The following is a 25,360-nucleotide window of genomic DNA, read 5'->3' on the forward strand; positions in this document are numbered from 1 at the left end:
AGAGCCATCACCAGAACCTCGCGTCGTCCGTGATGAAGATGCCTGGATGCGCGTTGTACTCTTTGCAGGGAACCACCTTCAGCCCTGTCACCAACTCGAACGGGTTCGCTGCATTCGACAAGCTGAAGTCGGTGACAGCCACCGCCCTCCCCACCGACCGCATGGCGTAATTCAAATAGCCTTGCGCCGTCGGCTGGATGGCCAGTCCTCGCAAATACCCTCCCTCCTTGCTCGTCGTCATCCATGGCAACCGGATCAGGTCGGCATGCTCCAGGGGGTAGACCGTTGTTCCTGTATCGGCCTGATTCGATAGAAGAGGAATATTCGGCGAGATCGATCCGGTATCGATCAACAACCCGGTGGCAGGGTCTCGAAGCACGGTCATCCCGGACGAAGAGAAGTAGTTGTTCGCACTCGCAGAGTTCGAAGCGTTATACCCACCGACAGACAGAAAATTGCCGCCGGAATCTTCCCCAAACGTCAGGGTGATTCCCGCGGGGCTATTGGTGGTCATATTGATCGGCCCCTGGCCGTTGTTGCTCGAATAGTAGTACCAGGTCAGCGCAGCGCTTTTCTCATCAGCGATAACAGACCACGAGAACTGCGAAGTCTGAGAAATCGAGCTGATCATCAGCCACTGTGGCGCCGCATTATTTGCCGCGACGCCAGTCTTCACCCCGGCGCCTGTGATGATGTCGTTGACCACGCCGGTAAACGTCGCCGCCAGCGTGATCTTCATGTAGTACGCCGTGGTGAAGGTGAAGCAGATGTAGCCCGTTCCGCTTCCGTTGCGCAGGATCAGGTAGTTCGTATCCTCCGCGACCAGCGACCAGCCAGCGCCCGGCTTCCCCTGGTAACCATTCACCAGGCACCCTTTAAGGACAGCCTTGACGGCTGCCGCCCCCAAAGCGGCGGTCGTTCCGTTGGAGTAGGTCGGTGCCCCCGTGTCGATGCTGGAATAAATGGTTGGCATTAGTCTGCGTCTCCTCGAATCTGCAGGCGGAACTGGTCGTCATCAACCGTGCCCTGCCCGCTCAGCACCGTGCGTGCCAGCCACACCGGGCCCAGCGCCGAATCGGTGTTGAAGCGCACCGCGTTCGCTGCCGCCCACCCCGTCCCCCAGCCCTCCTTGCGGATGGTGAAATACGGTGTCCCGGTCTGCGGGTTGATGGGCGCGCAGTCGCTGGCGATGTTGCCGGTGGCAATCACCCCCAGCTTTTCCTCGACCACCTGAAACGCGGTCGCCGAGGTGAACACCAGCGCCCACTTCCCGTCGATGCTCCCCATGTTGGTGATGATCGGCGGGTAGCTGAGCTGGTCGTAGTTCGCCGTGGTGGTCTCGCCGACAGGCGCGTCCGTCCAGTTCGGCGCCCCGGTGTTCCACGCCTTCTGGGTGAACCAGTGGTGGTAGCGCGCCTGCAGGTCGCCCCAGCTGAGCGCGCTCGACACCGTCGCCTCGTTCGCCGGCATGTCCCACGGCACAGGCGAGGCCAGGCCGATCTCGCCGCTGATCTGCACCTCTGTGCACAGCGTCATGTGCTCGATGCGGTCCTGCACCACCAGCGGCAGCGTCAGCGGGTTGCCGGCCTCGTCCTGCAGCACCAGCGGGTTGGCCCACGTCACCGTTCCCGCGGCACGGTTCGCCGTGAAGCTGGCGGCGCGCAGGGCGGTGCCGTTGGCGTCGAACACCTCGATCTCGGCCTGCTGCTGCCGCGTCAGCACCAGGGTGCCGCCAGCCTCGGGGCTGGGCACCACCGTTTCCTTCACGTGGCGGATCACCAGCACGTCGGCCTCGCGGAACTGCGGCACCCGGCCGTCCGCCGGCAGGCGCACCGGATCGAGGCCGATCAGGTTGGCGTCCAGCGGCAGGGTGGAATACACCACCGCGTTGTAGCGCAGCAGGATCGGGATCACCGGGATGTCGCTGGCCCCGGTCTGGTCGTCCAGGTTGCTGGTGAACCGCAACCTGACGATGCCCGTCGCGATGTCCACCGTACCCTTGATCACCGCGCCGCTCAGCACGCCGTTGGCGTCCGCCGTGGCCGTCACCACCTGGGCGGTGTCGACGCGCACCGCGGTGACCTGCAGGCTCGCCGGCCGCAGCGGCGCCCCGGGCGTGCGGAACGTCATGGCATTGACCGCGAACCCGGAGTTGGTGGTCAGGCACGCCAGCAGCGTGACGGCCGCCGCGGCGCCGGCCGGGTAGGTGCTGAGCGTGGCCGCGCGGCCGGCATAGTCCACCGAGCCGACCGCCGCCCCGGCGTTCGTGGTGCTGCTGACGTTCTTGTAGAGCACGCCGGAGCGGTCCACATAGGTCTCACCGGCATACGTGAACACCAGCGAGCCCGGCAGGATCGACTCCGACACGCCCGGCAGCAGGTCAAGGGTGACCGGGACCACGGCCTGGGTGTCGGTCTGATCGCCGTAGCTCTGGCTGTTCGACTGCGCGCGGATGGTCAGCGTGCCGCCGAAGCTCTCCATCTCGCTGCGGTCGGTGCTGACCAGCTCGATGGTGTCCGGGTTGAACCCGTGTTTTTCCGTGGCGTAGGTGAATTCCTTGTAGGTGTAGGTCCGCGCCACCTGCAGCGAGCAGGCGCCGGTCGAGTAGTTGATGCTCCCGGCCCGTCCGTCGCCCCAGCCGCCGGCGGTGTTGTCGCTGACGGCGTTGTTGACCAGCACCTCCGACTCGTACACCGGCAGGCTGTTGCCGCTCTCAAGCACGCCGTGGTCGATAGCCGGCACGGCCTGCCTCTGCTTCGTGATCCAACTGATCTGCACCGAACCCGGCTTGAGCGGCGCGCCCGGGATGGTGAACGTGGTCATGCCGGTGCCGTCCGAGGTCACCGCCAGCGGGGTGTCGGTGAACGCCCCTTGCTGGTAGGTGTGGGTGATCGCCGTCCCGGCATCCGGGGTGGCGGTCAACTCCATCGACACGGTGCCGGCGGCGTAGTTGATGACGCCGCTGCCGCCGGAGCCGGACAGCGTGCCGTTGCCGGCGTCGACGATGGTCTTGGTTACCCCGCCGACCTTGAAGCTGGCGGTGTAGGAGCCCGGCAGCAGCCCCTGGTGGGGCAGCGTGCGGTTGACCTTCGCCCGGGCCTGCACGCTCACGCCAGTGCGCTGGGTGAACGCGGCGCTGTTCTGCCCCACGTAGGCCCAGATCACCGAGCTGCCGACATCCGGCAGGGCGTTCAGCGTCAGCGACACCGAACCGGTGTTGAACTGGATGGTCCCGGTGCCCTCCCCGGCCAGCTCGCCGTTGCCCTGGTCGCGCAAGGTCTGCCACTTGCCCAGGGCCATGTAGGAGATTTCGAGCGTGCCCGGCATGGGCGGGGCGTCGGACAGGCTCAGCGTGTATACGTAGCCACGGTTCGACAGGTCGACCGGGATCTCCCCGGTGACAGTCTCGCCGGTGGCGGCGGCGCCGGGCTGGTGGCTGGCGGTGGCTGCACCGGTGTAGCCGGCACCGGTGCGCACCAGGTTGATCTCGCCTGTCTCGTAGTCGATGGTGCCGCTGGTGATCCAGTTGCTGCCCGACACGTAGCGCAGGCCGCCTTTGCTGTCGTCGGCGAAGGTGCCGCCGTTGACCACCAGGGACAGCGTGCCCGGGGCGCAGCCGGTCCCGAGGAAGGTCCGCGACTGGCCGCCGCTGACCAGAGCGAACGTCAGGTTGACCGAGCGCGCCGGCCCGGTGGCTAGCACGATGCGGCGCTGGTAGCCGCCGAGCTGGTCGATCAGCGCGTTCTCGCGGGTGCTCGACGGCACTAGCTGGGCGTAGACGGATTTCACTCGCAGGCTCAGTGCGCCCTCGGCGACGGCCTGGGCCAGCGGGCTGATACCGTAGTAGTGCGCGGCATCCGCCACCTGGGTGGTGAGGATCTGGCTCTTAGTGCCGCTGGAGCCCGACGGCATCGCCGTGCCGGCAGGCGTCGGCTGGCCGCCCGGGAACGTGCTCAGCAGCGGCGAGCTGATCGACAGGTCGAGGCGGCGTCGGGTGAAATTCACGAAGTTCCCGTTGCCGTAGTCGTACGTGAAGCTCTCCAGTCGGGCGTCCACGCTGGTGATCCGCACGTACTGCGATAGGGCGCCGTTCACCAACTGGTACACCTCGCCGATCTCCGGCAGGCGCTGCTCCTCGCGCTGGATGCAGGCGATGGCACGCTGGCCCTGCAGCTGGTTGCCCAGCAGGTCGAACGGCGCGATCACCGCCGGCACGACGTAGGACTCGATGGCGTTGCGGGCGTCGGCGCGCTCGTCGGTCTGGGTGCCGCCGAACAGCAGCACCGACACGCGCGGATCGGCCGGGGCCTGGGTGAGGATGGCGTGGGCGCCCAGGTAGCTGTCGCTGTTGGTCGACTGGACGCCCGCGAAGGCTTTCCGCAGGTTGATGCGGCCGATGGTGCGGTCCAGGCGCGAGATGTCCGGGAACAGGTTGTTCACCTCGGCGTCCACCACGGCCTGCCCGGTGGCGCGGCCGCCGCCGTCCGACTCGTCGGTCAGGCGCTGGGACTTGAGCAGCTTGATGTCGCTTTTGCTGATGGCCATGTGTGCTCCAGCCAGAAACGAAAAAACCCGCCGAGGCGGGTTTGGGGAGGGGGAAAGAGAGAGGGATCAGGCGCCAGGGAAGTCCCAGCGGATCAACTGCGGACGACCGCCGCCCTCGCTGGCCTGGGCCAGCCGGGAATCGGCGCGGCTGCCTGCACGAGTGGGTTCGCCCTGGCAGAGCGCAAGGGCCTGGGCGACGGTTTCGTGAGCGTCCGGGCTGACCTGCAGGGCCAGCTCGGCCTCGGTAAGCGGCACGGCATCGTCGACCAGCCAGCGGCCGGCGGGCTCGTGCTGCTCCATGATGGCGACAGCGCCCAGCGACGAACGAGCGGCCACGATGCTGCCGCCCACCCAGTAGGCAATCAGTTGCATGGTGTTCTCCAGGTCAGGGGGTAACGGGCGGCGGCGCCACGGTGATCAAGCGGAGGGTGATTTCGTAGTCCTCGGACGGCCCCGGGTTCACCGTGCGGTGCACCTGGGAGGCCTCCAGCGGCGCCTGGCCGTTGGCCCGGTTCCACGTCACCGAGAACTCCCGGCCGTCCGGCAACACCAGGTCCATGACCTTCAGCCGCTGGTCGCGCAGGGCCTCCAACTGCCGCACGACCGACAGCGGCGTCCAGGCGCCGCCGTTGGCCTGCAGGGTGATGGGCCGACCGTGCAGTTTGACGCCCTCCTGCACCAGCAGCGCCCCGGTGATGGAGCGCTCCTGCTCCTGCGCCACTGAGTCCCAGGTGAACTCATCGGTCCATTCGAGCTGGTCATCCAGTTCGATGCTGTCGAGCATCATCAGCTAGTCCTCAAGGCGGCCTTGCCGAGCAGGTCGAGCAGTTGGCTACCGTCATCGGTGACGCCGACGTCTACGCTCCGCCCCTGGACCTCTAGGCGAATGGTCTTCATCGGCTGGGAAGGTGCTGCAGCAGCTGGAGCCGCGGCGGCCGGCGCGGGAGCCTGTGCCTGCGCAGCGTTCTGCGCGTCCACCCGGGCCTGCTGCTCCGCCAGTTGGCGCTTGGCATCGGTCTCGGCCTGGATCTGCTGGAGCGTGGCCAGCGCCTCCATGATGTTCTGCACGGCGTTCAGGTTGCCGCCGGCCTGGGCTTCAGCCAGTTGCTGCTGCAGATCCTGCCGGCGGCTGTTGAACTTGCTGCGGTCCACCGCTTCCGTCTCGCCGCGCAGGCCCGCCAGTTCCTCCTTGAGGCCGGTCAGGGTGTCGCGGGTGCCGCTCTCCAACTGGTCCATCCGCTGCTTGGCCGAGTCGATAGCGCTTTCCAGCTGCCGCAGGTCCGAGTCGTTCAGCAGGTTCATGCTGTTGCGCGCGGCCTTGGCCTTGTCCACGAAGTCGCTGAGCGGCATCGTCTTCTTCTCGTAGCCATCCATCAGGCTGAGCAGTTGCTGCTTCTGCTCGAGGAAGGACACGGCAACCCGCTTGCTCTCCTCCTGCATCGACAGCGCCCACCTGCCCAGGCCGGAAAGGCCCGGCATCGAGGCGGCGCCCTGCACCCTGTCCAGCTCCGAGCGCATCTGCTGCAGCGCCTTGGTGGTCGACTCCAGCGAACTGGTATCGATCGAGATGTCGGTGGTGCTGATGCCGCGCAGCTGATCGAAGGCAGCGAGCGCTTCCTTGCCCAGCTCCGCCAGGGGCTGGCGGGCCTGGTTGATGACGCCCTCGTAGAACCCGGCGAAGTCCGACATGTCGGCCGAGGTCTCGGCGATGTTGTCCTTGGTCGCCTGGACGCCCTTGCGCTCCTCCTCCATCTTCTCGCCGGAGATCCGCCGCAGTTCCTCGGTGGTGACGATGCCATCCTCCATGGCCTCGTTCATCATCTGCTGGGACCTGGTCAGGCCCTGGACCTGCTGCGCCTGCGACTGCGTGCTGCTGGAGAGCCCATCCGTGGAGGCCTTCAGCTGCTGCTGTTTCTGGTTGGTCTTGTCGACCTCCCGGTTGTATTCGGAGGCGCTGATCGCCCCCGTCTGGTACAACTTCTGCAGTGCCGACTTGATGTTGGAGATGTCGACGTCGGTGCGGGCATCGCTGATCGCCTGCTGCACATCCTGCAGCGTGGCCAGCGAGGCGCCCAGGCCGCCGACCTTGGTGGCCGCGCTGCCGGCAGCGGCCTCCAGCTTGCGGATGCTGCTGGCCGCGGCGTTGTGCGCCTGCTGGTACTCCTCGAGGCTCAGGCGACCGCCCTTGTAGGCGTCGAACATAGCCGCCTGCAACTTCTTCAGGTCGGCCACGGTCTTGGCCGAGCTGACGGCGTCCTGGGCCGCCTGGAAGTTGGCGACCGACACCTTGGCCTCGTCGGCGGCCTTGCCGGTGTTGCGCAGCTGCTCGGCAATGGCGTTGTGCTGCTTCTGGTACTCCTCCAGGGTGATCTGGTGCTTGAGGTACTGGTCGAGCAGGCCGGCCTGCCGCTGCTTCAGCTGCTCGACGGCACGGGCCTGCTCATCGGTGGCACCGGCCGCCTGCTTGCTCGCGGCCGCCATCGAGGCCTGCCGGGTGCTCGCGGCGTTCAGCGCCTCGCTGTACTGCTCCAGGGTGAGGCGCCCGGCCTGGTAGGCCTCGGTGATCGCCACCTTGACCACGTCCAACTGCTTGGCGGTGTCGGCGAAGTTCACCGCCGCCATGGCGTTATCGAAGCCGGTGATCATGCTCAGGAAGTGGTCGAGCACACCGTCTGCCATGTCCTGGCTGGACTGGCGGGCGGCCTTGGCGCCGCGCTGGACGGCCTGGACCTGGGCGTCGACGTTCTTCTCGACGCTCCCCGTCACCGACGACCAGGTCGCCGCGATGTCCTTGCCGTCCTGGACGACACCGGCCCGCAGGCCGTCCAGCATCTGGTAGGCCGAGTCGCGCGCCGATTCCAGCCCCGCCACCAGCTTGGCGCCGCCGAACATGTCCGGCACCACCTTGGCCAGCAGGGCCAGCTTGGCGAAGGTGCCGCCCATCATATCGACCAGCCCGCCCATGGCGCCCCGCAGGACGCCGGTGACGAGGTTGGCCGCAATGCGGAACGGGGCCACCAAGCCGGTTACCCAGGCCTCGGCGGTGTCGATCTTGGCCTTGAAGTCCTTGAGCCAGGCGGTGCTGTCATCCACCACCTTTTCGAAGCTGACGTCCCCCAGCTTCAGCGCGAACTCCTCGACTTTCTTCGCGCCTTCGATGAACGCCGTGGACAGGCTCTGCGCCAGGGCATCTAGGCGGCCATCGCGGTCCATCCCCTCGATGGTATCGGCCAGCGCCTCGAGGCGGCCCTTCACGTAGTCGAGGGCTCCAGCCTTGGCGATGCGGTTGAGGAAATTGGTGGCCGTGTCCTGCAGGTTGCTGACCAGGCCGGTCAGGCGGCTCATGTTCGCGGCCGCGGCACCGGCCGAGCTGCGGCCCATTTCCTCGATCAACGCCTTGATGGCGTCACGGCCCAGGCGCCCAGCGCTGGCCAGCGTCATCAGCTCGCCGGCGTTGCGCCCGGTCACCTTGGCCAGCAGGTCCCAAGCCGGCACCCCGCGCTCGACGAGCTGCAGGATCTCCTCGGTCTCCAGCTTCTGTTTCGCCCAGGCCTGGCCCACCGCAGAGGCGATGCCCTCCAGGCGTTCCATGCCGCCGCCGAGCTTCTCCGACTGATCCTCGACCGACTGCAGGGTCCCGTTCATGGGATCGAGGCCGTAGGCCTTGAGCAAGGCGAAGGCGTCGGTGACATCGCCCAGTTGCAGGGGCGTGTCCTTGGCGAACTTGGTGATCCACTCCGTCGCCTGCTCGCCGGCCTGCACCGAGCCCATCAGCGACGTGAGGCGCGTCTCCAGGCCCTCGAAGGTGTCGCCGGTCTTCAGCATCTCTCCGATGCCGGCGGCGACGGTGCGCAGCCCGGAGGCCACAAGGCCCAAGACTTTCTCGACGCCCACGAAGGCCGCGGCGTAGCCGAGGAGCTTCGTGGTGCCCCAGGACATCGCCTGGCTGACGGCGCCGACGCGCGAGGCGTGCTCGGCAGCCTGCCGCGCCGCCCGGGCCTGGTCGCGCTCCAGGCTGCGCAAGGCCTTGGAGTTTTCGCCGATCTGGTCCTTGGTCCGCGCCACCTCGGCGGCCAGGCGCTTCTCTTCGTCGGCCAGCTTGCTGGTGTCGACGCCCGCTTCCTTGGCCGCCTTCTCCTGATCAGCCAGCTTGGCGTTCAGGGTGTCGAGGGTGCGCCGGAGCGTCGCGGCATCCCTCTCCACGACCTTCAGCGAGGTCTCCAGCCCCTTGTTGTCGGGGTTCTTGTCGAGCGCCTGCCGCAGATCCTCGATGGTCCGCTCGGCACGCGCCAGCGAGGTCTCGGTGATGCCCACGGCGCGCTGGGTGTTGGCCAGGCTGTTGACCAGGCCGCGGGCGCCCTTGGCATTGTCGAGGGCCTCGCCGAGCTGGCTGGCCTTGGCGCGCAGCGCCTCCAGCGCCTCGGCGGACTGCTTGGCGGCGGGAGACATCTCGTCCTTGCCGCGCAGAACGAATTGAATCAGGCGTTGAACTGGATTGGCCATGGATATCCTCGGGTAAGAAAAAGCCCGCCAGATGGCGGGCTGATGTCATTCAAAGTCGTGGAAACCCAGGCGCCGGCTGAGCCAGAGGAACAACGGGACAAACACGAACCGGCCGAGCAATAGCCAAACCACAAGAAAGCCGATATAGAAGGCCCACTCGGCAGTCCAGGCGGATACCGACGCAATGTAAGGGCCTACTCGCAAGCAGGAGCTAATGGTGAACAAGAGGAAGAAGAAGACGTGGAGAAAAGAATATCTGCGCATTTTGCTCAATGGCCCCGCATCTACGAATGACTATGCTCTGGCCTCTGAACTGCTAGATGAGCAGCTAGCCAAAGGGAAATATCTCCGCAACCGGGCACAACCGGACGACATCGCCAACCTTGTGTGGCAAGGAATAACCACTAAAGGTCGCCTCTTTGCGGATGAGCTAGAGGATGAAATCAGGCGTAGCACTTGGTGGCACCGCACTCTTGTGGCCAGCGGCGGCACCGGGCTTTGGCTGCTGGGCTACTGCACCGAGTCGATCCTTGATTACGGCAAAGCAATGCTCTTCGGCGGATGAGGCCATCCATGGCCAGGCCGCCTTAGGCCGCCAGGTCCATCTGCAGGAACTTCGAGATGTCGTCGGCGACGACGGTCGGATCGGCGAGCAGCTCGATGGGGCCGGTCAGCTTCAGGTAGTCCTGGCCCAGGATCGGCATCTCCTGCAGCAGGCCGAACTTCGCGCGGCGGATGCGCAGCGCGTAGGGCTCGCCCGACTGCGCGTCGTTCAGGCCGGCGATGAAGATCTCGAACTCCTTCTCCGAGCTGTTGAGCATCTGCACGGCCGTGCTCTTGCGCGGGGTGTAGTCAACCAGCACGCCGGTCTCGTCGATGGTGGTGCCGGACAGCACCTGGATGCCGTGGGGCGTCAGCAGGTAGTCGGTGCCAGCCGCCAGGGGATCGCCGCCGGCGGTCTTGACGGTGATGGTCTTGGTCATGTCCGGCATGTACTTGAACGGGATCAGCTCGAAGGCCACGCCGGCGGAGGTGTGAGCCTCGCCGGTGATCGCCGCGGTGGGCGCCACGGTGATGGTGCCGCGAGTGATCGCCGCCACGTTCTCCGGGGTGATGTCGTAGAGGCCGATGGAGCCGGTCACGTCGGTGGGACGGGTGCGCACGTTGCGGTTGCCGCCGCCACCCATGTAGTTCGGCAGGGCCTTGCGGTCAGTGGCATAGCTGACGCTGAAGGCGTCGCAGTTGCCGAACGGCAGCAGGCCATCCTGCGAGCCATACAGGCGGGCGAAGGGCTGGCCCTCGCCGATGAAAGAACGATCAATGGGCTGGAGCATGTAGGTCTCCTCGAGGGATTGGCCGGCGCTTACTTGGCGCCGCTGGTTTCAGTGGTCGGCGCCGGGGCGGGCGCAACGGGCTGGGCGGCGGCCTTCTCGGCCTTGGGCTTGGGCGCGAAGCCATGGGCCCAGGCGTGTTCCGCGACGGCCTGGGAAACCTCGACGGGCAGGCTCGACTTCGGGTAGTGCGTCACGCCGGCCCCCGCGCGGTGGTTGAAGGCCTTGGTGATGGTGATCTCGGGCATGTGGCCCTCCAGAAATGAGAAGGCCGCCCGAAGGCGGCCTGGTGGATGGGTTACAGCTGCTGCACGTAGGTGAAGGTGATGGGGATCACCCGGAACGCCCATCGGCGCCCCCTGTCGGGGTACCGCGGCGCGGAGGTGGGGAACGCCACCTTGATCAGGCCGTCGACGGTGAACCCGGCTTTGATGCCCTTCAGCGCCCGCTTGATGTCCAGCCTGGCGGTGCGCAGCGGCTGGGCATGGTCACGAAGCCGGGTCATCGCCACGATGTTGATGGTCAGCTCCTCGCGCACCGTCGCCCCGGACCGGTCCAGCTCCGAGGTGTCGCCCTCCTGCAGGACGATCAGCTGGTCGGGCAGTTCCTCGTCCTCGGCGTCGATCAGGTCCAGCACGTTGTCCTCGCGGATCTCCGCGCCGAAGCCGGGAACGCCGGCGAGCAGCGTCTGCAGCTGGCCGATGATGTCGGCCTGCACGTTGGGTACGTCGCTCATCAGGGCACCACGTAGAAGGTGATCAGGTGGCCGTCATCCGCATGGATGCCGTCGATGTGCCAGACCTTGCCGGCCTGGTCCCGGAATGCTCCCTTGCGATCGAGGGGCCGCAGGGACTCCTTCAGGGCGGAGATGGTCCGCACCCGGTCGATGGTGTTGGCCTGCTCGTTCAGCCGCTCGGCCGAGTCGTCGACAGCCACAGCGAGGCCCTCGACCAGGACAGAACCCTGGCGGTCGAGGTAATCGACAACGCTATCGGCCGTCCTGGCCTGGCCGACCGAGTGCAGGCGCCCCATGAGGCGCCCGAACCGGGTGTCCATTACTGCTGGACCAGCAGCGCCGAGGCGAAGCCGGCCACGGTGGCCTCGGTGATGTAGCCGAACGGCACCGAGTCAGCGGTGGCGGCGGCCACCAGCTCGCCGTCGAGGACGCTGCACTTCGCGCCCTGGGCCAGGCCCGCGGCGGCCGGCAGGCTCCAGATACCGCCGGGCTTACCGGCGAACGGCTCGCCCGCGGCGGCGTCCACCAGCGGCACCACCACCAGGTCGCCGATCACCGCCGGCACGCCGGACTGAACGCCGCCCGCCGGGGCGATGAGGGTCAGGACGTTGCCGTCCTCGACATAGTTCTTGGCCATGTTGGGTCTCCAGATGGCTGAAAAGAAAAAGCCCCGCAGGGGCGGGGCTTGGGGAGGTAGCGCCGGTTAGGCAGCGCCGTTGGCCTTCTGCAGGCCGCGGAAGTCCAGCGGCGCCACGCCGGCGTCGATGCGTACCTTGCTGGCCACGCCATCGACGGTGAAGCCTTCCTGCTGCTCCAGGTACGGGGTGTCGACGCCGTCCAGGTAGGCCACCTCGATGGTGTCCGAGCCCTGCTTGGCTGCCATGTACCAGGCAGTCGCCGAAGCGTCGTCCAGGCGCGGCTCGCCGATCACCTGCGCGAAGCCACGGATCGGGTTGATGATGCCGCTGTTGACGTCGGCGCCCGGCACGGACTCGGAGTTGATGATCTGGTTGGCCTTGTCTTCCAGCGCCACCGGGGTCAGCACGAAGGCCGGGCGGATGTTCAGCGTCCGGCCTTTGCCCTTATCGACCTGGGTGCGCTGGGTCGCCATCTGGGTCTTGGCCTTGCTCAGGCTGTCGATGGACATCGCCGAGGCCGCGCCGGTGAGCAGGTTGCCGTGGTCAGCGTGGAACAGCGCCTTGCCGTCGCTCATCGCCGGGTTGCCGGTCAGCACCGCATAGACCAGGTCGCCGATGGTGGCCTTGGCCGCCTGGCCGAGCTTGAACGGGATGTCCGAGAGCATCTGCAGGTCATCGTTGATGATCGCCTGGCGGGTGATGCTGAACAGCTCGCCGTAGGTGGCCAGGATGATCTGCTCGCCGCGCTCGCCCAGGGTGACGTACTTGTACTCGGCGCCCTCGCGCACCTGGCGCAGCGAGGAGAACTCGCCCAGGCCAACACGGCGCGCCGGCTTGAAGTCGGTGAGGATGCCGGGCTTGGTCCACTGCGGGAAGGTCTCTTCGGCCTCTTCCCAGCCCGCCAGTACCGACCGGTTGGCCACGTCCAGCAGGATCAGGCCGAAGTCGCTGGAGGTGTGGGTGAAGGCCAGGCCGACCATCTGCGGAGCGTTGAGCGAGGCCACGCCGATGCCGCGATCGACCAGCGAGGCGCGGGCCAGCTCGCGCAGGGTCATGCCGTTGTAGGCGTTGTCGGCCTGGCGCTCGCCGCGGCCGATGCGGGCCAGCACGCTCGCGCGCACCGAGTCGCCCACCAGGTTGCCGTTGCCGGCATGGATGTGGGCGCCAGCGCCCGGGGCGGCGGCCGGCTGGGTGCCGGCGCCGATGGCAGCCAGCAGCTTCTCGCGGGCCTGGTCGACGGTGACGGTCATGTCGTTCAGGCAGGTGGCGAGCAACTCGGCATGGCCAGCGGCGAAGCCGCCGAAGGCCGCGGTGATCGCGGTACGGCGGCCGGCTTCCTCGGAGAGGACGCGGGCGCGGATCTCGGCCTCGGTCGGAGCGGCGGCCACGGGAGCCGCCGGCGCGGCCGGTGCCGGAGTCGGCGCGGGAGTGTTGGCCGGCGCGGTCGGGGTCTGCGCGCGCGGGGCCAGCAGGGTTTTCAGAGCTTCGGGCATGTGGGCGAACTCCTGCATGCGTTTGGAGGAAAGGTGAGCGGCCGCCTGCAGCGGCTCGGTGAGCTGGTCGGCGAAGCCGGCAGCGACGGCCTCTCGGCCATTCATCCAGGTCTCCTCCTTGAGGAGCGCCTTGATGTCGTCGGCGGACTTCCCGGTCTTGCTGGCGTAGGCCATGACCAGGGTGTCCTCGACCTTGTCGAGCAGTTCGGCGTAGCGGCGCATGTCGTCCGCATCGCCGCCCTGGATGCCCCAAGGCTTGTGCACCATCATCATGGCGTTCTCGGGCATGTAGATGGTGTCGCCGGCCATGGCGATGACCGAGGCCATCGAGGCCGCCAGGCCGTCGATGTACACGTCGACGCTGGCCGGGTGGTTGCGCAGCAGGTTGTAGATCGCCGTCCCCTCGAAGACGTCGCCGCCCGGGGAGTGGATGTGCAGGTTGATCTTGGCCATGTCGCCCATGGCCTTGAGGTCGCGGGCGAACTGCTGCGCGGTGATGCCCCAGGCGCCGATCTCGTCGTACAGCAGCACCTCGGCGACACCGCGGCCGGCAGCCTTGATGCTGTACCAGGACTCTTGCGGGGCGCTGGCCTCGGTCAGCGCCGCCGCCATCGCCATCGGCAGCATCAGGCTTTTATGGATCAGGGGTTGATGGCGGCCCATTGGCGCCTCCGTTGTTGCTCTCGTTGGGGAAGTCCGGCCCTGGTACAGCAAGGCCGGCGCCGTATTTGTTGACGAGCTCGCGGGCTTCGTCGGCGGTGAGCATCGTCCCGACGCCCAGGTACACCTTCTGCACGGCCTCCACCGGGTCCATCCCGGACTTGACCAACTGGTGGTAGGCGTCCGAGCTGAAGACCAGGCTGGCCGCGCGGTTGGCCTTGATCTCCGCCTCGCGCGACTTCTTCAGCTCGCGCGGATCTCGACCGCGGGCGCGAGCCACCTCCGCCTCGTCGGCGAAGCCAGCCTTGACCAGCAGCTCCCAGGCATTGGCCTCCTTCATCGGATCGATCCACGGCATGACCGGGCCCTGGTAGACCGCCGCGTAGAGCGTGCGCGGATCAATATCGGCGGGCAGCGGCTCCTTCCTGGCCAGCAGGTACATCTGCAGCCAGGCCCGGTAGACCGGCCGGCACCAGTAGTCGATGAACTCGTGCTGCAACAGGTCGTAGCCCAGCCAGCCCTCGACCAGTTCCTGGCGCTGCGCCGAGTAGGTGCCGTCGTAGGCCCTGGCCACCGAGGAGTAGGTGCTGCGGGTGCCGGCGCCGATCATGCGCAACTGGCCGTTGCGGAAGCCTTCCAGGAAGGGATTCGGCCGGTTGCTCTCGATCATCCCGACGTCTTCGCCCGGCTCCAGGTCGTCGAAGACCATGCCGGGCGCGATGGGGATCGTTCGGTTCTTCCGGTCCTTGCCGGGCTCCAGCGCGTAGTTGTCGGGGCTGCCCTTCTTGATGTACATCGCCAGGGCCGCGCTGATGCGCGCCGCTACCCGCTCGCTCTCCTCGTAGTCCTTCAGGTCGGCAAGGCGGATCAGCACCGCGTGCAGCATCGGCACGCCGCGGTTCTGGCCGATCCGCTTGCGGTAGGCGATGTGGATGATCCGTTCCGCCTCGACGCGCTTCACCGCCAGGCTGCCGCCCAGCGCCTGCAGGTTGCCGGGGTGATCCTTCAGCAGGTGATAAGCCCGCTTCCGGCGCCAGGTGTCGCGCTCGATACCCTGGACAATGCCCTTCGACAGGTCGTTGTAGGTGAAGGGCAGGTAGTCGGGTTCCAGCAGCTCCAGGGCGAAGGGCACCGGGGTGGCGAACGTGTAGTTCGGCACCCGGCCCATCAGCTTCTGCGCCAGGCCCTCGCCATCGCGCAGCCAGGTGCGGCACATCAGGCGTTCCACCTGGGGCCTCGTCAGCTCCCCTGAGGTCTCCGGCGACAGCGACCATTCGGCCCAGGCGCTGCGGATCTCCATGGCCAACTCGGCGTGCACCGAGCCATCCAGGCGCAGCGGCAACGGCTCCACGCCGATGCCACTGCCTCCCACCACCCGCTCCTCGAGGCGGTCGAGCAGGCCGGTGACCAGGTCATGGTCTTCGTCCAGCTTCCGGCACTGCTCCCGCATGGAGACTGCCGACTTCTGCAGCGAGGTGTCGGCGCCCAACGGCTGCCGCTTGGCCTTGTGGGTGCGCCCAGGCTTGGCGGCTTCGTACGCCAGGATCGCCTCGCGGGCGGCCAGGCGCCGAGCCACCAGACCGGGGGCCCAGGGTTTCAGCAGTCGATCGATCAGGTTCATCAGCTGAACTCCGCCAGAGCCGGGCCGGGGCGGCGGCCGGCAGCGCGTGCCTGCTCTGCCGCTGCACGACGCTCCCATTCCCGGCGGCCGGCGCGGATCTTCTCGATGTCCTCCATGGTGTGGGTGCGCCCGTTGAAGATCACCGTCCGCCCTTCCAGCACCGCGGCCTCGGCCTCCAGGTACTTGTCGAGCATCTGCTGCGCTGTCAGAGCCATGGTCCGCTTCCAGTGTTGAGCCAGCCCCCGGAGGTACTGGCGTGGTTATCGTTCGAGGGTTGCTGCTGGGCGACCGGCTCCGGCACGGGCTCAACGCGCGCACGCTCCAGCTGGTCGAGGTCGAGGCCGAAGCGCTGCTGACTGATGCGCAGCGCGGCCAGGGCGTACACGAAGCAGTCCAGCGCCTCGTTTCGGCGCCCGCCGGAGTCCCAGCGCAAGACGCGGACGCCCTTCGCCATCACCGGCTTCTTCTTCTCGGCGGTGATCTGCTTCAGCTCGTCCTCGTCGCAGATGTCGCTGTCGATCGGGAAGTGCACACAGCCAGGCGTCGGCTGCCACGGGATCGGCACGTCGATGCGCAGGCGGCTGTAGATCAGCTCCTTCGCGTTGTCGGTGCCCAGCTCGGTCTTGTAGACCTTGCGCTTACGGCGCTTCGGGAAGTTGGCGATGGGCTTGCCGTAGGTACTGGCTCCGAAGGTCGGGATCACCCAGTGCACGCCGTGCTTGGCGCTCTCGGCCTCCACCTCGTCGGAATAGTGGCCGCCGGCGTCCCAGCACCAGCGCATGACGCCCATCGGCACGCCGTCGGCGCGGGTGAACTGCCGGTGAATCTCCAGCCCGACCTTGCGCCGCAGTTCCTCGCTGCCGGGATCGCCGTAGAGCACGAAGCGATGCACCAGCCAGGCCTCCTCGCCCAGGCCAAAGGCCCAGACGCGGCCCTCGTAGCGGTCGTCCTGGGTGTCGATACCGCCCATCAGGACCAGCGCCTGCGGCGGCACCTTCGGGAAGTTCTCGCGGCGGGCGTAGAGCGTCTTCCACTCCACGCGGTCGCCCTGCTCCTCCTCCCACACCTCGCCGCGCGTGGTGTTGATGAAGGTAACCAGTTTCTCGCGGTCGCCCTTGACCTTGAGCCACTCGTCCACCAACGACACCCAGGTGGTCCAGGTGCTGTAGATCGCCCAGCAGTAGAAGCTGACGGAACGGGGCGTGCGGATTGGCTCGTTGTCCGGGCCGTACCAGTCGATGCTGTCACGCGTCCAGCTGCCCGTCTCGTCGCAGATCCAGCGGCCTTTCGCCTGGGCCGCCACCATGTCCCGGTGATCAAAGCAGGCCGCGCAGTGCTCGCAGACGTACCAGGCGCGCTCAGCCTCGCCCAGGTCGTTCTTTTCCCACTTCAGGCCGAACTCGCAATCCTTGCCGCCCCACTTCAGGTGCTGCTCCCGCTGACAATGCGGGCAGGCAATGTGAAGCCGCAGGCGGTAGGGAGACTCATCCGCCGCCTTGGTGATCTGGCAGCTACCGGCGATCCCAGGCGTCGAGCCTCGGATCGACTTCGGATAGACCGCGCCGTCCAGACGCTTGTCGCCAAGGAACGTCGGCGAGCCCTCGCCCTCGACGTCAGCGTCGAACTTCGACAGCTCGTCGTAGATCACCTCGTCGGGCGACTTCTCCCGGTAGTTCCGGGAGGCCTTGCCGCCACGAATCCAGAGGTTGCGGCGGTTCGAGAACACCTTGTTGTCCAAGGTGTTGTTGCCGTCCTTCCGGCCGAACCAGGGCGCGAGCTCCAGCATGACCGGAACGTCGCGGATCAGACCGTTGACGTGGCTTTTGCTGATGTCCTCGGCGTCCGGATCGGTCGGACTCCACATCATCACGTTGCGGCGCTTGTGCTGGATCTTGTAGCCGATGTTGGCCATCAGCAGCTTCGTGTAGCCAATCCGGGCCGACTTCACGAAGTTGACCACCCGGATCAGGTCGTTACCCATCGCGTTCAGGATGGCGACCTGGAAAGGTGCGGTCTTCCAGCGGCCCTCGTTGTACGAGGACTCGGCCGACATGTAGAAGTGCTTGTCGGCCCACTCCACCGCCGTCATCGGCGGCTCTTTAAACATCCCCTGCAAACCCAGCTTGACCGCAATGCGCAGGTCATTGATCCAGGGTGGCAAGGTACTCATCGAGGATTCCCGGGATGTCGTCGCTGAACTCAGCGGAAAGGTTTCGCGCCAAGGCGATCTCCCGCTCGAAGGACTCCATCACCAAGGGATCAGCATCCGGGTGGCGGCGACTCACCGTCTTGCAGACGGTCTCCAGCGCCGAGCCAATCTTGGCGGCGATTTTCGCCAGGGCGAACGTGGCGAACGGGGCCGGGACCAGGAGCTTGTCCTGGACCTGGTTCTTCTGCTCTTGGGCGTAGGCCTGGGCCGCGGTGAGGCGCAGACGCTCTTGCGTCAGCTTCGCTTCTGCATAGGGGTCGATCCCGTCCGGGTAGTCCCCCTCTGGTTGGTGTTTCCGCTCCGCTTGGGCCAGGCGGTTCTCCAGCACCGAGCGGACGTCGTAGAAGGCCTCGCGGCCGATCCGAGCCACTGGCTCGACGCCCCATTTATCAAAGGCTTGGGTGCTGATGCCGAGGCTCGCCGCCATCCGGCTTTTGTTGAGCCAATGGGGCTGCCGAGTGATGTTCGAGTTGCTCATGACAACACAACAACCAACCTCCGAAATTCGGTCATACATAGTTGGCGCGCGGGGTTCGAATTACCCTCTGGCCCCCTACCCCCGGGGAGAACCTACCGGAATTTTGTGGCTCGCCAGGGGTGCCAGCCCAGAGCCCTCCCCGTGCTTTTGTGGCACGCCACAGGCCCCGATTTAAGACCGCGGGCCCGACTGGGGCCGGCGCCTCCATTCGGTCGGCGTCCGCCCCTGTGCAGCCTTGGCGATGGCCTCCTCGATGTTCGCCTCGAGCCTGGCGTCGTCCTCGGCGATGCGGCGCACCACCTCGAAGAACTTGAAGCGCTCGCGGTACTGGGGTGCGCGCACGAAGGCCAGCACCATCACCAGCGTCTTGTCGCGCCGCTCACCGATGCCGATTGGCACCCTGCCCCGCTTCATCACGAAGTAGGCCTGCTGGTGCCCCTTGGCCAGAGACCTGGCGCTGTCGGTGGCGTTGTGCTTGGAGCCCTCGCGGTACTCCAGGGCGCCCAGGCCGGACAGGATCTGGATCATCTGGCCGCGGCTCATGTTGCCGTACTGGTCCAGGCGAGCACCTGCGGCGGGCACAATGAACATCCCCTTGGGCAAGATGCCCTTGGCTCGCAGGTTGCGCTCCGAAGCCTTGTCCACCCGGGGACCGCCGAATACCTGGGGCGCCACCCAGTCTTCCGGCGCCTGCCCCTTCGATGCATGGTCCTTCTCGTCCTTCACCCACAGCGCAGCCTCCAGGCGGTTCGGCGTAGCGCTCAGGATGCGGATGGCATTACGGGTGAAGGGCGTCGGCTGATCGAACACATCGTCAATCTCCGACCGCAGCGCCTGATTCGCCTGGTTGGCGGTGTGATTGAGGGCATCGGCCAGCACACGGTTGGGCAGATCGCCGCCAAGGCTAGCCAGGGAGGCGACTGCATCGTCCAGGTCCTGAGCACTGATGCTTCCCCGCATGGCGCTGTCCTTAGAGGCCGGTGCCTTCGCGGAACTCCTTCACCATGTCGGGAAGGCTGGCGGTCTTGCGCGACTCGCTCCAGGCGAACCAGGCCCGGACGATCACCCATGCCGGCAGGCCGCAGACGAAGATGATGCCGCACAGGGCGATCATGCCGATGTCGTCCTGCACCCAGCTGCCGATGTCGAGCCAGCGGACCAGGAAGGCACCGCCGCAGACGCTGGAGACCACGGTGCAGATCATGGCGACCACGAACTCGCGCGGCGTCTTCGGCAGCGTCATCACCATCACCAGGATGGCGGCCAGGAAGGCGAAGAAGCCAAAGGCGCCGAGCTTGTAGAGCGCGATGCCGCCAACTGCTGTCGAGGCAGGCTCGGTCATGGTTGTCCTCATACGGGTGTCCCCAGGCTTCGCCAGCCCTGGCACTGCGTGAATAGAAAGGCCCGAGCGTGATCGGGCAAGGCGCAGGAGCGCGCACCATGAAATCGTGGGCAACAAAAAACCCGGCGCGATGGCCGGGTTTATTTGAGCGTCTTGCTGCGTTCACAGCAGTTCACGCTGGCATGAAACCACCCCCTATTCCGCGCGTAAAGCGCTTTATGCTGCCTCCCGCAGCCGCTCCAGGCAGCAGTCGATCCAGGCTGCCCCGGCCTTCACCAGTTCCCGGACCTTCGCCTCGCCCACCCTGTACTCGCGAGAGATTCGCAGCGCTGGCCATTTCGATCCGTAGTAGAGCCAGATGAAGTCGCCCATCTGCTGGTCGCGCACCACCAGCTTCGCCAGAGCGCCGTCGATGGCCATTGCCGCCTCATCGGTGATTCGATAGGCCTTCACCGCCCCGATAGGGTTGGCCCGGCTCATGATGACGGCCATCTGCGAGACATGGCCCGGAATGCCCCGGCCATCCATGCGCCACCAACCCCATTGCTCCAGCAGATACTCGGTATCGCCCAGCGCCTTGTCCGTGTAGGTGCGAGTGCGCGCCATCTTCAATCCCCCGTGAAATGTGATCCGCCGGCCCCGCGGCGGTTGTTGTCCTCTGTCCAGGCCGAGACCTTCGCCTGGTTCACCAGCCGCTGCTCGGCCTCGATAACGCGCCGCCCCAGCGCCCGGATAAGCGCAACCGGATCCACCGGCATTCCGTCCTCCCCAATCCATCCGGTCCCGTCGCAGGCCGTGCAATCGAGCTCGAAAAACACCCCCTTCGTGAAGCCCTGGCCGCGGCACGCACGGCAGCGCTGAATGGCCAGCACGGCCTTCTGCAGGTCAGGCCCGTGCGTCTTGCGCATGCGACCTCCTCCTCAACTCATCGGACAGGCGCTTCCGCTCCATGCGCATGGCGTCGATCTCCCGCCGGCAGCGATCAACGACAGAACGGCGCGCGGCGGCGACCTTGCGGGGCCGTCCGACGCGGTTGCCGACCACCCGCCCCTCGCGATAGCCGAGGGCAACCCGCTCCTGCTGGTAGCCGAGCCCCATCTGCTGATCCAGCACCTCGATGCGCCGCTCGATGTCCGCGCTGGGCGCCGCGGCCAGCACCTCGTCAGCTCGACGCGACAGCGCACCGAGTACGGTGATGCCCGGTACACCCGGACCGGAGCAGCGCGCCAGCGCCTCCCGCCGATGCTCCGGCGTCACCGACCACGAACTGCCGATGATCTGGCAGACGTCCTCCCAGATATCCATCACCGCGCCACCTCCGTCCTGGGCTGGGCCAGGTACTGCTCGATGACTCGCAGCGCGTCGTCGACGCCGCGGCAGACTGTGGCGTAGTAGCCCTCCCGCTCCATGCGCACCAGGAAGGCGCTCTGCTCGGGCGACACCCGGGCGTCGTTCGGCGGGGCCGCCTTGAACTCGACGAACAGGCCGAACCACCCGCCGCGCGCCATGGGCAGCACGATGTCGCTAACGCCGGCCTTCACGCCCTGGCGCTTCATCTCGGCGGCGATCTTGATGTGCCGGTGGCCACCGTTGGGGACGTGGAAGGCCAAGCGCGCAGCCTCGGGGTGCTTCACCGCCAGGATGGCGAACAGCGTGGCCTGCTCCATGCCCTCCCAATCAACCTTCGGCCGGCGCAGCGGGCGCGGAGTCCGCGCGATAGGACGGGGCGACTTCATGCCATCACCTCGTCGCCATCCAGCCAGGCCAGGAAGCCGGCCGGGATGTCGTGGCCGGCCTCGGCGATGATGCGAGCGCACTGCCCAACCAGGTCAGCCTGGCGCCCGTAGCGCTCCTCGAACCTGGCCTTGTACGGGTGCACGGCCACGCCCGGGAAGTTCTCCGGGCCGGTGCCGTGCTGATGATGCGGGCCACAGAGCGGAAGCACGTACCAGTGCGCGTGCGGCTTCATGCGGCCGTCGACGTGGTGGATGCTGCAGAAGTCATTCACCACGCCGTGTTCGACGCGGCAGGCGATGCAGCCGACCACGCCGACGAGCAGGTCGTGCCAGCGCTTCTGCTCGGCGGTGGGGTTGCGGCCCTTCATGCCAGCACCCCGCTGGCCTTCATGTCGGCCCGGATGACCGACACCACCTCATCGCGACTGCCCAGGTAGGCGAACGGGGCGGCATCGCCCGGGCGGGTGACGGTGAAGCGCTTCTCCGGCAGTCGGCACTCGGAAACGGTGTAGCCGCTGTCGGTGATCCAGCAGTTCGGGATCTGCTGGCCATCGCGGTTGCGCTTGGCGCGCCACTTCAGGGGGGTCAGGTCAGGCATTGCTGGCTCCTTTCAGGCGGGCGCGGATGGCCTGCAGGGCTGCGTTGCCCACTTCAGGATCGGCAGCCTTCGCCGGTTGCGGGAGGGCCGCGGCGGGGACCGGCGGCAGGCTGTTGCCCTTCGCGATCTCGCGGCGGATCTGGGAATACTTGCTCTCCAGCAGCTTCATGCCGTCGTCGCGGCTGAGCTGCTGCAGGTTGCTGAAGCCGGCGCGGGCGGCGGCGTGGTACACCGCGGCATGACTCCAGGTGGCGGTTGCGGCGGCAGCGGGGTGCGTCTTCGCCAGCGCTTCGCGGTAGGCCTCCTCCAGGCTCGGCAGGCCCAACTGATCGGCACCGAAGCACCAGTCCACGAACAGCGCCGGCGGCGGCACGAACTCGCGCTTGCTCTGGCGCAGGGCGCGCACGCCGTTGTCGACCAGCTCCTGGCTGTTCACGCCAGCCCGGGCGAACTCGGCCAGCCACTCCTCCTTGGCCTTGCCCATCACCGTCTGGGTGTACCAGGCGGAGCGCCAGCCGGAGCAGATGCCGCGGATGCGGTCGAACAGGTCGTCCATCACCTGGCGGGCGAAGTCGTCAACGGGGACCACGTTCGCGCCCGGGGCGGGCTGGGCCGGGGCCGGAGCGGCGCGGAGGTTCGCAGCGATCAGGTCAGCACGCTTGGGCTGGCTCATACGCGCACCCCGTTCGCGCCCCAGGCAGCGCCTTCGGTCTCGCCCGAGCCCTCGACGCGCTCCCGCTTGATCCACTTCGCCAGTTCGTTCGCCCACTTGGCCTGGGTGAACACGGCATCCGGCAGGGCCAGCCAGTGGGCCTTGAACTTGTTCACGACGGGCAGCGTGATCGCCGACACCGGAATGCCCATCAGGCGAGTCTGCGCTGCCAGGTCGTCAGGATCCGGCTCCCAGTCCTCGGTCATGGCGAAGCGCTGGCGAACATCGACCGGATCGCTCGCGTGTTGCAGCTGCTCTTCGGTTACCTGATGGTTCAATGACGGATTGGGTGCAGCCGCTGCACCCCGTTCCGTCGTAATTTGCACCCCGTTCTGCTGTGGATTGCACCCCGTGGCATCTTCACGGGGTGCAGTGGTTTCACCCCGTTCATTTTGACGGGGTGCAGCAGCTTCACCCCGTTCCATGACGATGTCGTAGCAGGTCGGAACACGGTCCCGACGGGTGATGTACGCCGCGGCGATCGCCCGGTTGCCCTCGACAATCACACCCAAGTCTTCCAGTAGGCGCAGCTTGGCCTGCACGGTGCGCTCGGACAGGCCGGTGTCATCCGCGAGGCTGGCCACCGAGGGGAAGGCGCCCCGGCCGTGCTTGTCGGCGTAGTTGGCCAGGCACAGCAACACATGGCGGGCAGAGGAGTCGGTGACTACGCGCTGCTCCAGAGCCCAGGTCATGGCTTGAACACTCACAGCGAACCCTCCGCGACCTTCTGGGCCAGCTTGGCCAGTCCCTTCGGCGTGACGCGCACCTGGGAGGCCAGGCGCTGGTCACCCAAGTCGTCCTCGCCCAGCACTGTGACGCGATGCTCGAGCAGGCCAGCCGCCATGCGCGGCTGATAGGCCAGCCAGCGCGCTGAACCTTCCCGGCGGTAGATCCACCGGTTCTGGCGCATCCAGGCCAACAGGCGCTTGCGCTGGATGTTGAGATGCTTCGCGGTGTCGGTCAGGCAGAGCGTGCCGCAGGCATCCGTGAGGCGCTCCAGGGCTTCCACCTTGGGCGCCTGCTCGCCAACCACGATGCGCAGCTGGGTGTTCTGCTCGGCCAGGTCGGCGGCCAGGCGCAGAGCCTCGGAGTAGGTCTGCGGGATGGCGGGCGCCGCAGCGCGCTCCTCGAGCTCCTGCCAGCGATCAACCAGCCTGGCGGTGAACTCGGGGCACAGCTGGGCCACCACCACGATGGAGTCGCGCTTTCCCCTGTCGCCGGCGAATACGTGCTCGGCGACGGGCCGGCCGGCGGTGGGCTTTTCCACCAGCGGTGGAGAAGCGATCACGCCGCGCTCGGCGAGGCGTTCGATGGTTCGCTTCACGCTGTCGTGCCTGGCGCCGACCAGTTCCGCAATCTCGCGCGAGGTCATTTCCATCCGCGCCACGTTTTGCGCAATCGGAAAACGTGGCGCAGCGTTGTCAGTTCCATTCGTCGTGTGCATACTCACTCCCGTTGATCTGAACCCCGGCGCCGAGTCCCCACTCCAGCCGGGGTTTGTTTTTTCAGCCGACCAGCACCAGCGGCTTGCCGCCGGCATGGATCGCCAGTTCGTTCTCCATGCGCCGGCGCATCTCGAAGCTCTTCGACTCCACCAGCAGCAGCCGGTCGATCGCCGCGGGAAGGTCCGGCAGGTCGTTCTCGTCGATGCGGCCGTCAGCCAGCACCACGCTGCAGCGCTCCACCGCTTCGCCGATACCGGCGACCAACTGGCCGAACGCGCTCACCGGGCACCCAACCACGCCAGCGGCGCGGGCCCCGATCAGGCCGTAGCGGTCGGCGAGTTCGTTGATGCAGCGCTCCCGCCACTCCGGCTCCAGCGCCGCCACCCAGGCCTCTTCCATCCAGGCGGGCAGTTCCTGCTCACCGCCGAGCAGCCGCTGGACGCGCTTCAGCCACCGGCCAGCGGCCCTCAGGTACTCGCCGGTGTCGCCCTTCAGCTCGTCTGCTTCGAAGTCGGGCACCTTCTCGGCCACGGCCTTGCGCGGGCACTTCTGGTACAGCGCCCGGTTCAGCGCCTGGGCGAAATCGTCCTGGCTGAGGCTGGTGCGAGCGATCTGGTCGGCGGCGTAGGCCACCAGGACCTGGTCGCGAGTCATTTCGTGTCGGGGATTGGACGTGTTCACGTTGCGCTCCTGGTCCTAAGCTGCCCCCATCAAGAAAGGGAGGTCAGCGGTATGTCTTGTTGGGGCTCAGCTGGAACTGGTGGTTGCGTGAGCCTCTGTTGGAAAAGGGCGCCGGGCGCAGCGTGGTATCGTTTTGCTTCCACACGAAACGGCCATGGAGGCCCGGCATGTCTATTGATCGAATCCCAACCATCACCAGAGAAGAGCTACTCCGCCGCATCGAGGCCCTGCCGAAAGGCTGCGAAATCAGCTTCTCCGGCCTTGAGTTCATTGACTTCGAAACAACGAATCGGCAGCCGTATAGAGTCCGTTTTCTGTTCCATCCAAACGTGTTCCGAAAGGCCGACGGGGAAGTGGTGGTTGAAAACCCTGCATGAGGTAAAAGGCGTTCTGGCACACCTCCTCTACGCTCCGAGGGGCGTAGAGGGCGTGCACTGCGCCGTAGATGCGGACGTCCAGCGAGAACCGATCATCCTCACCAGCGGCCTGAGTGATCACCAGTTGAAGGCGGAACTGGGAGCGGAGACGCTCCGCTTCCGCCCAGAGCGCCTGGGCCTCTTTGCACATGCGATCAGCCTCGGCCAGCGTGGCCAGGCGGTCCTTGTCGATGGGGTTCATCTCTTGCTTCATGC

29 protein-coding genes are annotated in these 25,360 nt (G+C 66.8%); 1 reads left to right on the forward strand and 28 read right to left on the reverse strand.

The features are described 5' to 3' along the window. Window positions 1-7 precede the first annotated feature (7 nt). From PcP3B5_RS19840 to PcP3B5_RS19860, 5 genes are all read right to left on the reverse strand, one after another. On the reverse strand, window positions 8-973 hold the full coding sequence (locus tag PcP3B5_RS19840) for a hypothetical protein (protein ID WP_061562216.1): 966 nt from the start codon (window positions 971-973) through the stop codon (window positions 8-10). Then, complete coding sequence (locus PcP3B5_RS19845; RefSeq protein WP_061562217.1) at window positions 973-4,545, reverse strand: hypothetical protein; 3,573 nt, start codon at window positions 4,543-4,545, stop codon at window positions 973-975. The genes PcP3B5_RS19840 and PcP3B5_RS19845 overlap by 1 nt, the downstream gene beginning before the upstream one ends. A 66-nt stretch (window positions 4,546-4,611) precedes the next feature. Continuing rightward, window positions 4,612-4,917, reverse strand: coding sequence for a hypothetical protein (locus tag PcP3B5_RS19850; protein WP_061562218.1), 306 nt, complete (start codon window positions 4,915-4,917; stop codon window positions 4,612-4,614). A gap of 13 nt (window positions 4,918-4,930) precedes the next feature. Then, a complete protein-coding gene (locus tag PcP3B5_RS19855; RefSeq protein WP_061562219.1) occupies window positions 4,931-5,332 on the reverse strand; it encodes a hypothetical protein in 402 nt (133 codons plus the stop codon). After that, entirely contained in the window at window positions 5,332-9,048 is a 3,717-nt protein-coding gene (locus PcP3B5_RS19860; protein WP_061562220.1) for a tape measure protein, read from the reverse strand. Before PcP3B5_RS19860 ends, PcP3B5_RS19855 begins: the two co-directional genes overlap by 1 nt. A gap of 217 nt (window positions 9,049-9,265) precedes the next feature. Here PcP3B5_RS19860 and PcP3B5_RS19870 point away from each other — a divergent pair, with 217 nt between their 5' ends. Next, window positions 9,266-9,613 carry a hypothetical protein gene (locus PcP3B5_RS19870; RefSeq protein WP_145923923.1) on the forward strand — a complete coding sequence of 116 codons (348 nt, stop codon included), beginning with the start codon at window positions 9,266-9,268 and terminating at the stop codon, window positions 9,611-9,613. Window positions 9,614-9,635: 22 nt separating this feature from the next. Here the strand turns inward: PcP3B5_RS19870 and PcP3B5_RS19875 are convergent, their stop codons facing one another. The 23 genes from PcP3B5_RS19875 to PcP3B5_RS19985 all read right to left on the reverse strand — a co-directional run bounded on the left by PcP3B5_RS19875 (window position 9,636) and on the right by PcP3B5_RS19985 (window position 25,358). Beyond that, on the reverse strand, window positions 9,636-10,382 hold the full coding sequence (locus PcP3B5_RS19875) for a phage tail tube protein (protein ID WP_061562223.1): 747 nt from the start codon (window positions 10,380-10,382) through the stop codon (window positions 9,636-9,638). Window positions 10,383-10,411: 29 nt separating this feature from the next. Continuing rightward, window positions 10,412-10,627 (reverse strand): hypothetical protein, encoded by a 216-nt coding sequence (locus PcP3B5_RS19880; protein ID WP_061562224.1) that lies wholly within the window; start codon window positions 10,625-10,627, stop codon window positions 10,412-10,414. A 50-nt stretch (window positions 10,628-10,677) separates the two neighbouring features. After that, a complete protein-coding gene (locus tag PcP3B5_RS19885; RefSeq protein WP_061562225.1) occupies window positions 10,678-11,115 on the reverse strand; it encodes a hypothetical protein in 438 nt (145 codons plus the stop codon). Then, window positions 11,115-11,435, reverse strand: a complete 321-nt coding sequence (locus PcP3B5_RS19890) for a hypothetical protein (RefSeq protein ID WP_145923924.1) — start codon at window positions 11,433-11,435, stop codon at window positions 11,115-11,117. The genes PcP3B5_RS19885 and PcP3B5_RS19890 overlap by 1 nt, the downstream gene beginning before the upstream one ends. Continuing rightward, entirely contained in the window at window positions 11,435-11,752 is a 318-nt protein-coding gene (locus PcP3B5_RS19895) for a DUF2190 family protein (RefSeq protein ID WP_061562226.1), read from the reverse strand. The genes PcP3B5_RS19890 and PcP3B5_RS19895 overlap by 1 nt, the downstream gene beginning before the upstream one ends. A gap of 66 nt (window positions 11,753-11,818) precedes the next feature. After that, a complete protein-coding gene (locus PcP3B5_RS19900) occupies window positions 11,819-13,909 on the reverse strand; it encodes a ClpP-like prohead protease/major capsid protein fusion protein (protein ID WP_061562227.1) in 2,091 nt (696 codons plus the stop codon). Further along, window positions 13,881-15,527: a phage portal protein gene (locus tag PcP3B5_RS19905; RefSeq protein WP_061562228.1), complete on the reverse strand. Its 1,647-nt coding sequence runs from the start codon at window positions 15,525-15,527 to the stop codon at window positions 13,881-13,883. Before PcP3B5_RS19905 ends, PcP3B5_RS19900 begins: the two co-directional genes overlap by 29 nt. Further along, window positions 15,527-15,742, reverse strand: coding sequence for a hypothetical protein (locus PcP3B5_RS19910; RefSeq protein ID WP_061562229.1), 216 nt, complete (start codon window positions 15,740-15,742; stop codon window positions 15,527-15,529). Before PcP3B5_RS19910 ends, PcP3B5_RS19905 begins: the two co-directional genes overlap by 1 nt. Next, the gene (locus tag PcP3B5_RS19915; RefSeq protein WP_061562230.1) at window positions 15,733-17,697 is read right to left on the reverse strand and encodes a phage terminase large subunit family protein; all 1,965 of its coding nucleotides are present in this window, start codon (window positions 17,695-17,697) and stop codon (window positions 15,733-15,735) included. Before PcP3B5_RS19915 ends, PcP3B5_RS19910 begins: the two co-directional genes overlap by 10 nt. After that, window positions 17,669-18,214 (reverse strand): terminase small subunit, encoded by a 546-nt coding sequence (locus PcP3B5_RS19920; protein ID WP_061562231.1) that lies wholly within the window; start codon window positions 18,212-18,214, stop codon window positions 17,669-17,671. The genes PcP3B5_RS19915 and PcP3B5_RS19920 overlap by 29 nt, the downstream gene beginning before the upstream one ends. A gap of 171 nt (window positions 18,215-18,385) precedes the next feature. Beyond that, a complete protein-coding gene (locus tag PcP3B5_RS19925; protein ID WP_061562232.1) occupies window positions 18,386-19,174 on the reverse strand; it encodes a hypothetical protein in 789 nt (262 codons plus the stop codon). Window positions 19,175-19,184: 10 nt separating this feature from the next. Beyond that, on the reverse strand, window positions 19,185-19,556 hold the full coding sequence (locus tag PcP3B5_RS19930; RefSeq protein WP_061562233.1) for a hypothetical protein: 372 nt from the start codon (window positions 19,554-19,556) through the stop codon (window positions 19,185-19,187). Window positions 19,557-19,772: 216 nt separating this feature from the next. Beyond that, on the reverse strand, window positions 19,773-20,162 hold the full coding sequence (locus PcP3B5_RS19935; RefSeq protein ID WP_061562234.1) for an antiterminator Q family protein: 390 nt from the start codon (window positions 20,160-20,162) through the stop codon (window positions 19,773-19,775). Between the two features lie 2 nt (window positions 20,163-20,164). Further along, complete coding sequence (locus tag PcP3B5_RS19940) at window positions 20,165-20,464, reverse strand: hypothetical protein (RefSeq protein WP_061562235.1); 300 nt, start codon at window positions 20,462-20,464, stop codon at window positions 20,165-20,167. Beyond that, a complete protein-coding gene (locus PcP3B5_RS19945; protein ID WP_061562236.1) occupies window positions 20,442-20,861 on the reverse strand; it encodes a hypothetical protein in 420 nt (139 codons plus the stop codon). Before PcP3B5_RS19945 ends, PcP3B5_RS19940 begins: the two co-directional genes overlap by 23 nt. Then, complete coding sequence (locus tag PcP3B5_RS19950; RefSeq protein WP_061562237.1) at window positions 20,861-21,292, reverse strand: VRR-NUC domain-containing protein; 432 nt, start codon at window positions 21,290-21,292, stop codon at window positions 20,861-20,863. The genes PcP3B5_RS19945 and PcP3B5_RS19950 overlap by 1 nt, the downstream gene beginning before the upstream one ends. Beyond that, the gene (locus tag PcP3B5_RS19955; RefSeq protein WP_061562238.1) at window positions 21,289-21,660 is read right to left on the reverse strand and encodes a Ref family recombination enhancement nuclease; all 372 of its coding nucleotides are present in this window, start codon (window positions 21,658-21,660) and stop codon (window positions 21,289-21,291) included. The genes PcP3B5_RS19950 and PcP3B5_RS19955 overlap by 4 nt, the downstream gene beginning before the upstream one ends. Continuing rightward, the gene (locus PcP3B5_RS19960; RefSeq protein WP_237143052.1) at window positions 21,657-21,890 is read right to left on the reverse strand and encodes a hypothetical protein; all 234 of its coding nucleotides are present in this window, start codon (window positions 21,888-21,890) and stop codon (window positions 21,657-21,659) included. Before PcP3B5_RS19960 ends, PcP3B5_RS19955 begins: the two co-directional genes overlap by 4 nt. Continuing rightward, window positions 21,883-22,563 carry a replication protein P gene (locus PcP3B5_RS19965; protein WP_061562239.1) on the reverse strand — a complete coding sequence of 227 codons (681 nt, stop codon included), beginning with the start codon at window positions 22,561-22,563 and terminating at the stop codon, window positions 21,883-21,885. The genes PcP3B5_RS19960 and PcP3B5_RS19965 overlap by 8 nt, the downstream gene beginning before the upstream one ends. Beyond that, window positions 22,560-23,309 carry a helix-turn-helix domain-containing protein gene (locus tag PcP3B5_RS19970; protein WP_237143053.1) on the reverse strand — a complete coding sequence of 250 codons (750 nt, stop codon included), beginning with the start codon at window positions 23,307-23,309 and terminating at the stop codon, window positions 22,560-22,562. The genes PcP3B5_RS19965 and PcP3B5_RS19970 overlap by 4 nt, the downstream gene beginning before the upstream one ends. Beyond that, on the reverse strand, window positions 23,306-24,046 hold the full coding sequence (locus PcP3B5_RS19975; RefSeq protein ID WP_082816369.1) for a phage antirepressor KilAC domain-containing protein: 741 nt from the start codon (window positions 24,044-24,046) through the stop codon (window positions 23,306-23,308). Before PcP3B5_RS19975 ends, PcP3B5_RS19970 begins: the two co-directional genes overlap by 4 nt. Before the next feature lie 61 nt (window positions 24,047-24,107). Next, window positions 24,108-24,728, reverse strand: coding sequence for a hypothetical protein (locus PcP3B5_RS19980; protein WP_061562241.1), 621 nt, complete (start codon window positions 24,726-24,728; stop codon window positions 24,108-24,110). A gap of 267 nt (window positions 24,729-24,995) precedes the next feature. After that, complete coding sequence (locus PcP3B5_RS19985) at window positions 24,996-25,358, reverse strand: hypothetical protein (protein ID WP_058490330.1); 363 nt, start codon at window positions 25,356-25,358, stop codon at window positions 24,996-24,998. Window positions 25,359-25,360: the final 2 nt, after the last annotated feature.

The sequence above is a fragment of the Pseudomonas citronellolis genome (assembly GCF_001586155.1).
In the GTDB taxonomy this organism is placed as follows: Bacteria; Pseudomonadota; Gammaproteobacteria; order Pseudomonadales; family Pseudomonadaceae; genus Pseudomonas; species Pseudomonas citronellolis.

Bases quoted from the DNA above. Each gene is read 5' to 3' on its own strand.
- PcP3B5_RS19930 (WP_061562233.1), bottom strand. From the start codon at position 19,556: ATGACCGAGCCTGCCTCGACAGCAGTTGGCGGCATCGCGCTCTACAAG.
- PcP3B5_RS19855 (WP_061562219.1), bottom strand. From the start codon at position 5,332: ATGATGCTCGACAGCATCGAACTGGATGACCAGCTCGAATGGACCGAT.
- PcP3B5_RS19945 (WP_061562236.1), bottom strand. From the start codon at position 20,861: ATGGATATCTGGGAGGACGTCTGCCAGATCATCGGCAGTTCGTGGTCG.
- PcP3B5_RS19840 (WP_061562216.1), bottom strand. From the start codon at position 973: ATGCCAACCATTTATTCCAGCATCGACACGGGGGCACCGACCTACTCC.
- PcP3B5_RS19895 (WP_061562226.1), bottom strand. From the start codon at position 11,752: ATGGCCAAGAACTATGTCGAGGACGGCAACGTCCTGACCCTCATCGCC.
- PcP3B5_RS19935 (WP_061562234.1), bottom strand. From the start codon at position 20,162: ATGGCGCGCACTCGCACCTACACGGACAAGGCGCTGGGCGATACCGAG.
- PcP3B5_RS19905 (WP_061562228.1), bottom strand. From the start codon at position 15,527: ATGAACCTGATCGATCGACTGCTGAAACCCTGGGCCCCCGGTCTGGTG.
- PcP3B5_RS19940 (WP_061562235.1), bottom strand. From the start codon at position 20,464: ATGCGCAAGACGCACGGGCCTGACCTGCAGAAGGCCGTGCTGGCCATT.
- PcP3B5_RS19875 (WP_061562223.1), bottom strand. From the start codon at position 10,382: ATGCTCCAGCCCATTGATCGTTCTTTCATCGGCGAGGGCCAGCCCTTC.
- PcP3B5_RS19950 (WP_061562237.1), bottom strand. From the start codon at position 21,292: ATGAAGTCGCCCCGTCCTATCGCGCGGACTCCGCGCCCGCTGCGCCGG.
- PcP3B5_RS19955 (WP_061562238.1), bottom strand. From the start codon at position 21,660: ATGAAGGGCCGCAACCCCACCGCCGAGCAGAAGCGCTGGCACGACCTG.
- PcP3B5_RS19965 (WP_061562239.1), bottom strand. From the start codon at position 22,563: ATGAGCCAGCCCAAGCGTGCTGACCTGATCGCTGCGAACCTCCGCGCC.
- PcP3B5_RS19900 (WP_061562227.1), bottom strand. From the start codon at position 13,909: ATGGGCCGCCATCAACCCCTGATCCATAAAAGCCTGATGCTGCCGATG.
- PcP3B5_RS19910 (WP_061562229.1), bottom strand. From the start codon at position 15,742: ATGGCTCTGACAGCGCAGCAGATGCTCGACAAGTACCTGGAGGCCGAG.
- PcP3B5_RS19890 (WP_145923924.1), bottom strand. From the start codon at position 11,435: ATGGACACCCGGTTCGGGCGCCTCATGGGGCGCCTGCACTCGGTCGGC.
- PcP3B5_RS19880 (WP_061562224.1), bottom strand. From the start codon at position 10,627: ATGCCCGAGATCACCATCACCAAGGCCTTCAACCACCGCGCGGGGGCC.
- PcP3B5_RS19850 (WP_061562218.1), bottom strand. From the start codon at position 4,917: ATGCAACTGATTGCCTACTGGGTGGGCGGCAGCATCGTGGCCGCTCGT.
- PcP3B5_RS19845 (WP_061562217.1), bottom strand. From the start codon at position 4,545: ATGGCCATCAGCAAAAGCGACATCAAGCTGCTCAAGTCCCAGCGCCTG.
- PcP3B5_RS19915 (WP_061562230.1), bottom strand. From the start codon at position 17,697: ATGAGTACCTTGCCACCCTGGATCAATGACCTGCGCATTGCGGTCAAG.
- PcP3B5_RS19975 (WP_082816369.1), bottom strand. From the start codon at position 24,046: ATGCACACGACGAATGGAACTGACAACGCTGCGCCACGTTTTCCGATT.
- PcP3B5_RS19925 (WP_061562232.1), bottom strand. From the start codon at position 19,174: ATGCGGGGAAGCATCAGTGCTCAGGACCTGGACGATGCAGTCGCCTCC.
- PcP3B5_RS19920 (WP_061562231.1), bottom strand. From the start codon at position 18,214: ATGAGCAACTCGAACATCACTCGGCAGCCCCATTGGCTCAACAAAAGC.
- PcP3B5_RS19960 (WP_237143052.1), bottom strand. From the start codon at position 21,890: ATGCCTGACCTGACCCCCCTGAAGTGGCGCGCCAAGCGCAACCGCGAT.
- PcP3B5_RS19860 (WP_061562220.1), bottom strand. From the start codon at position 9,048: ATGGCCAATCCAGTTCAACGCCTGATTCAATTCGTTCTGCGCGGCAAG.
- PcP3B5_RS19985 (WP_058490330.1), bottom strand. From the start codon at position 25,358: ATGAAGCAAGAGATGAACCCCATCGACAAGGACCGCCTGGCCACGCTG.
- PcP3B5_RS19885 (WP_061562225.1), bottom strand. From the start codon at position 11,115: ATGAGCGACGTACCCAACGTGCAGGCCGACATCATCGGCCAGCTGCAG.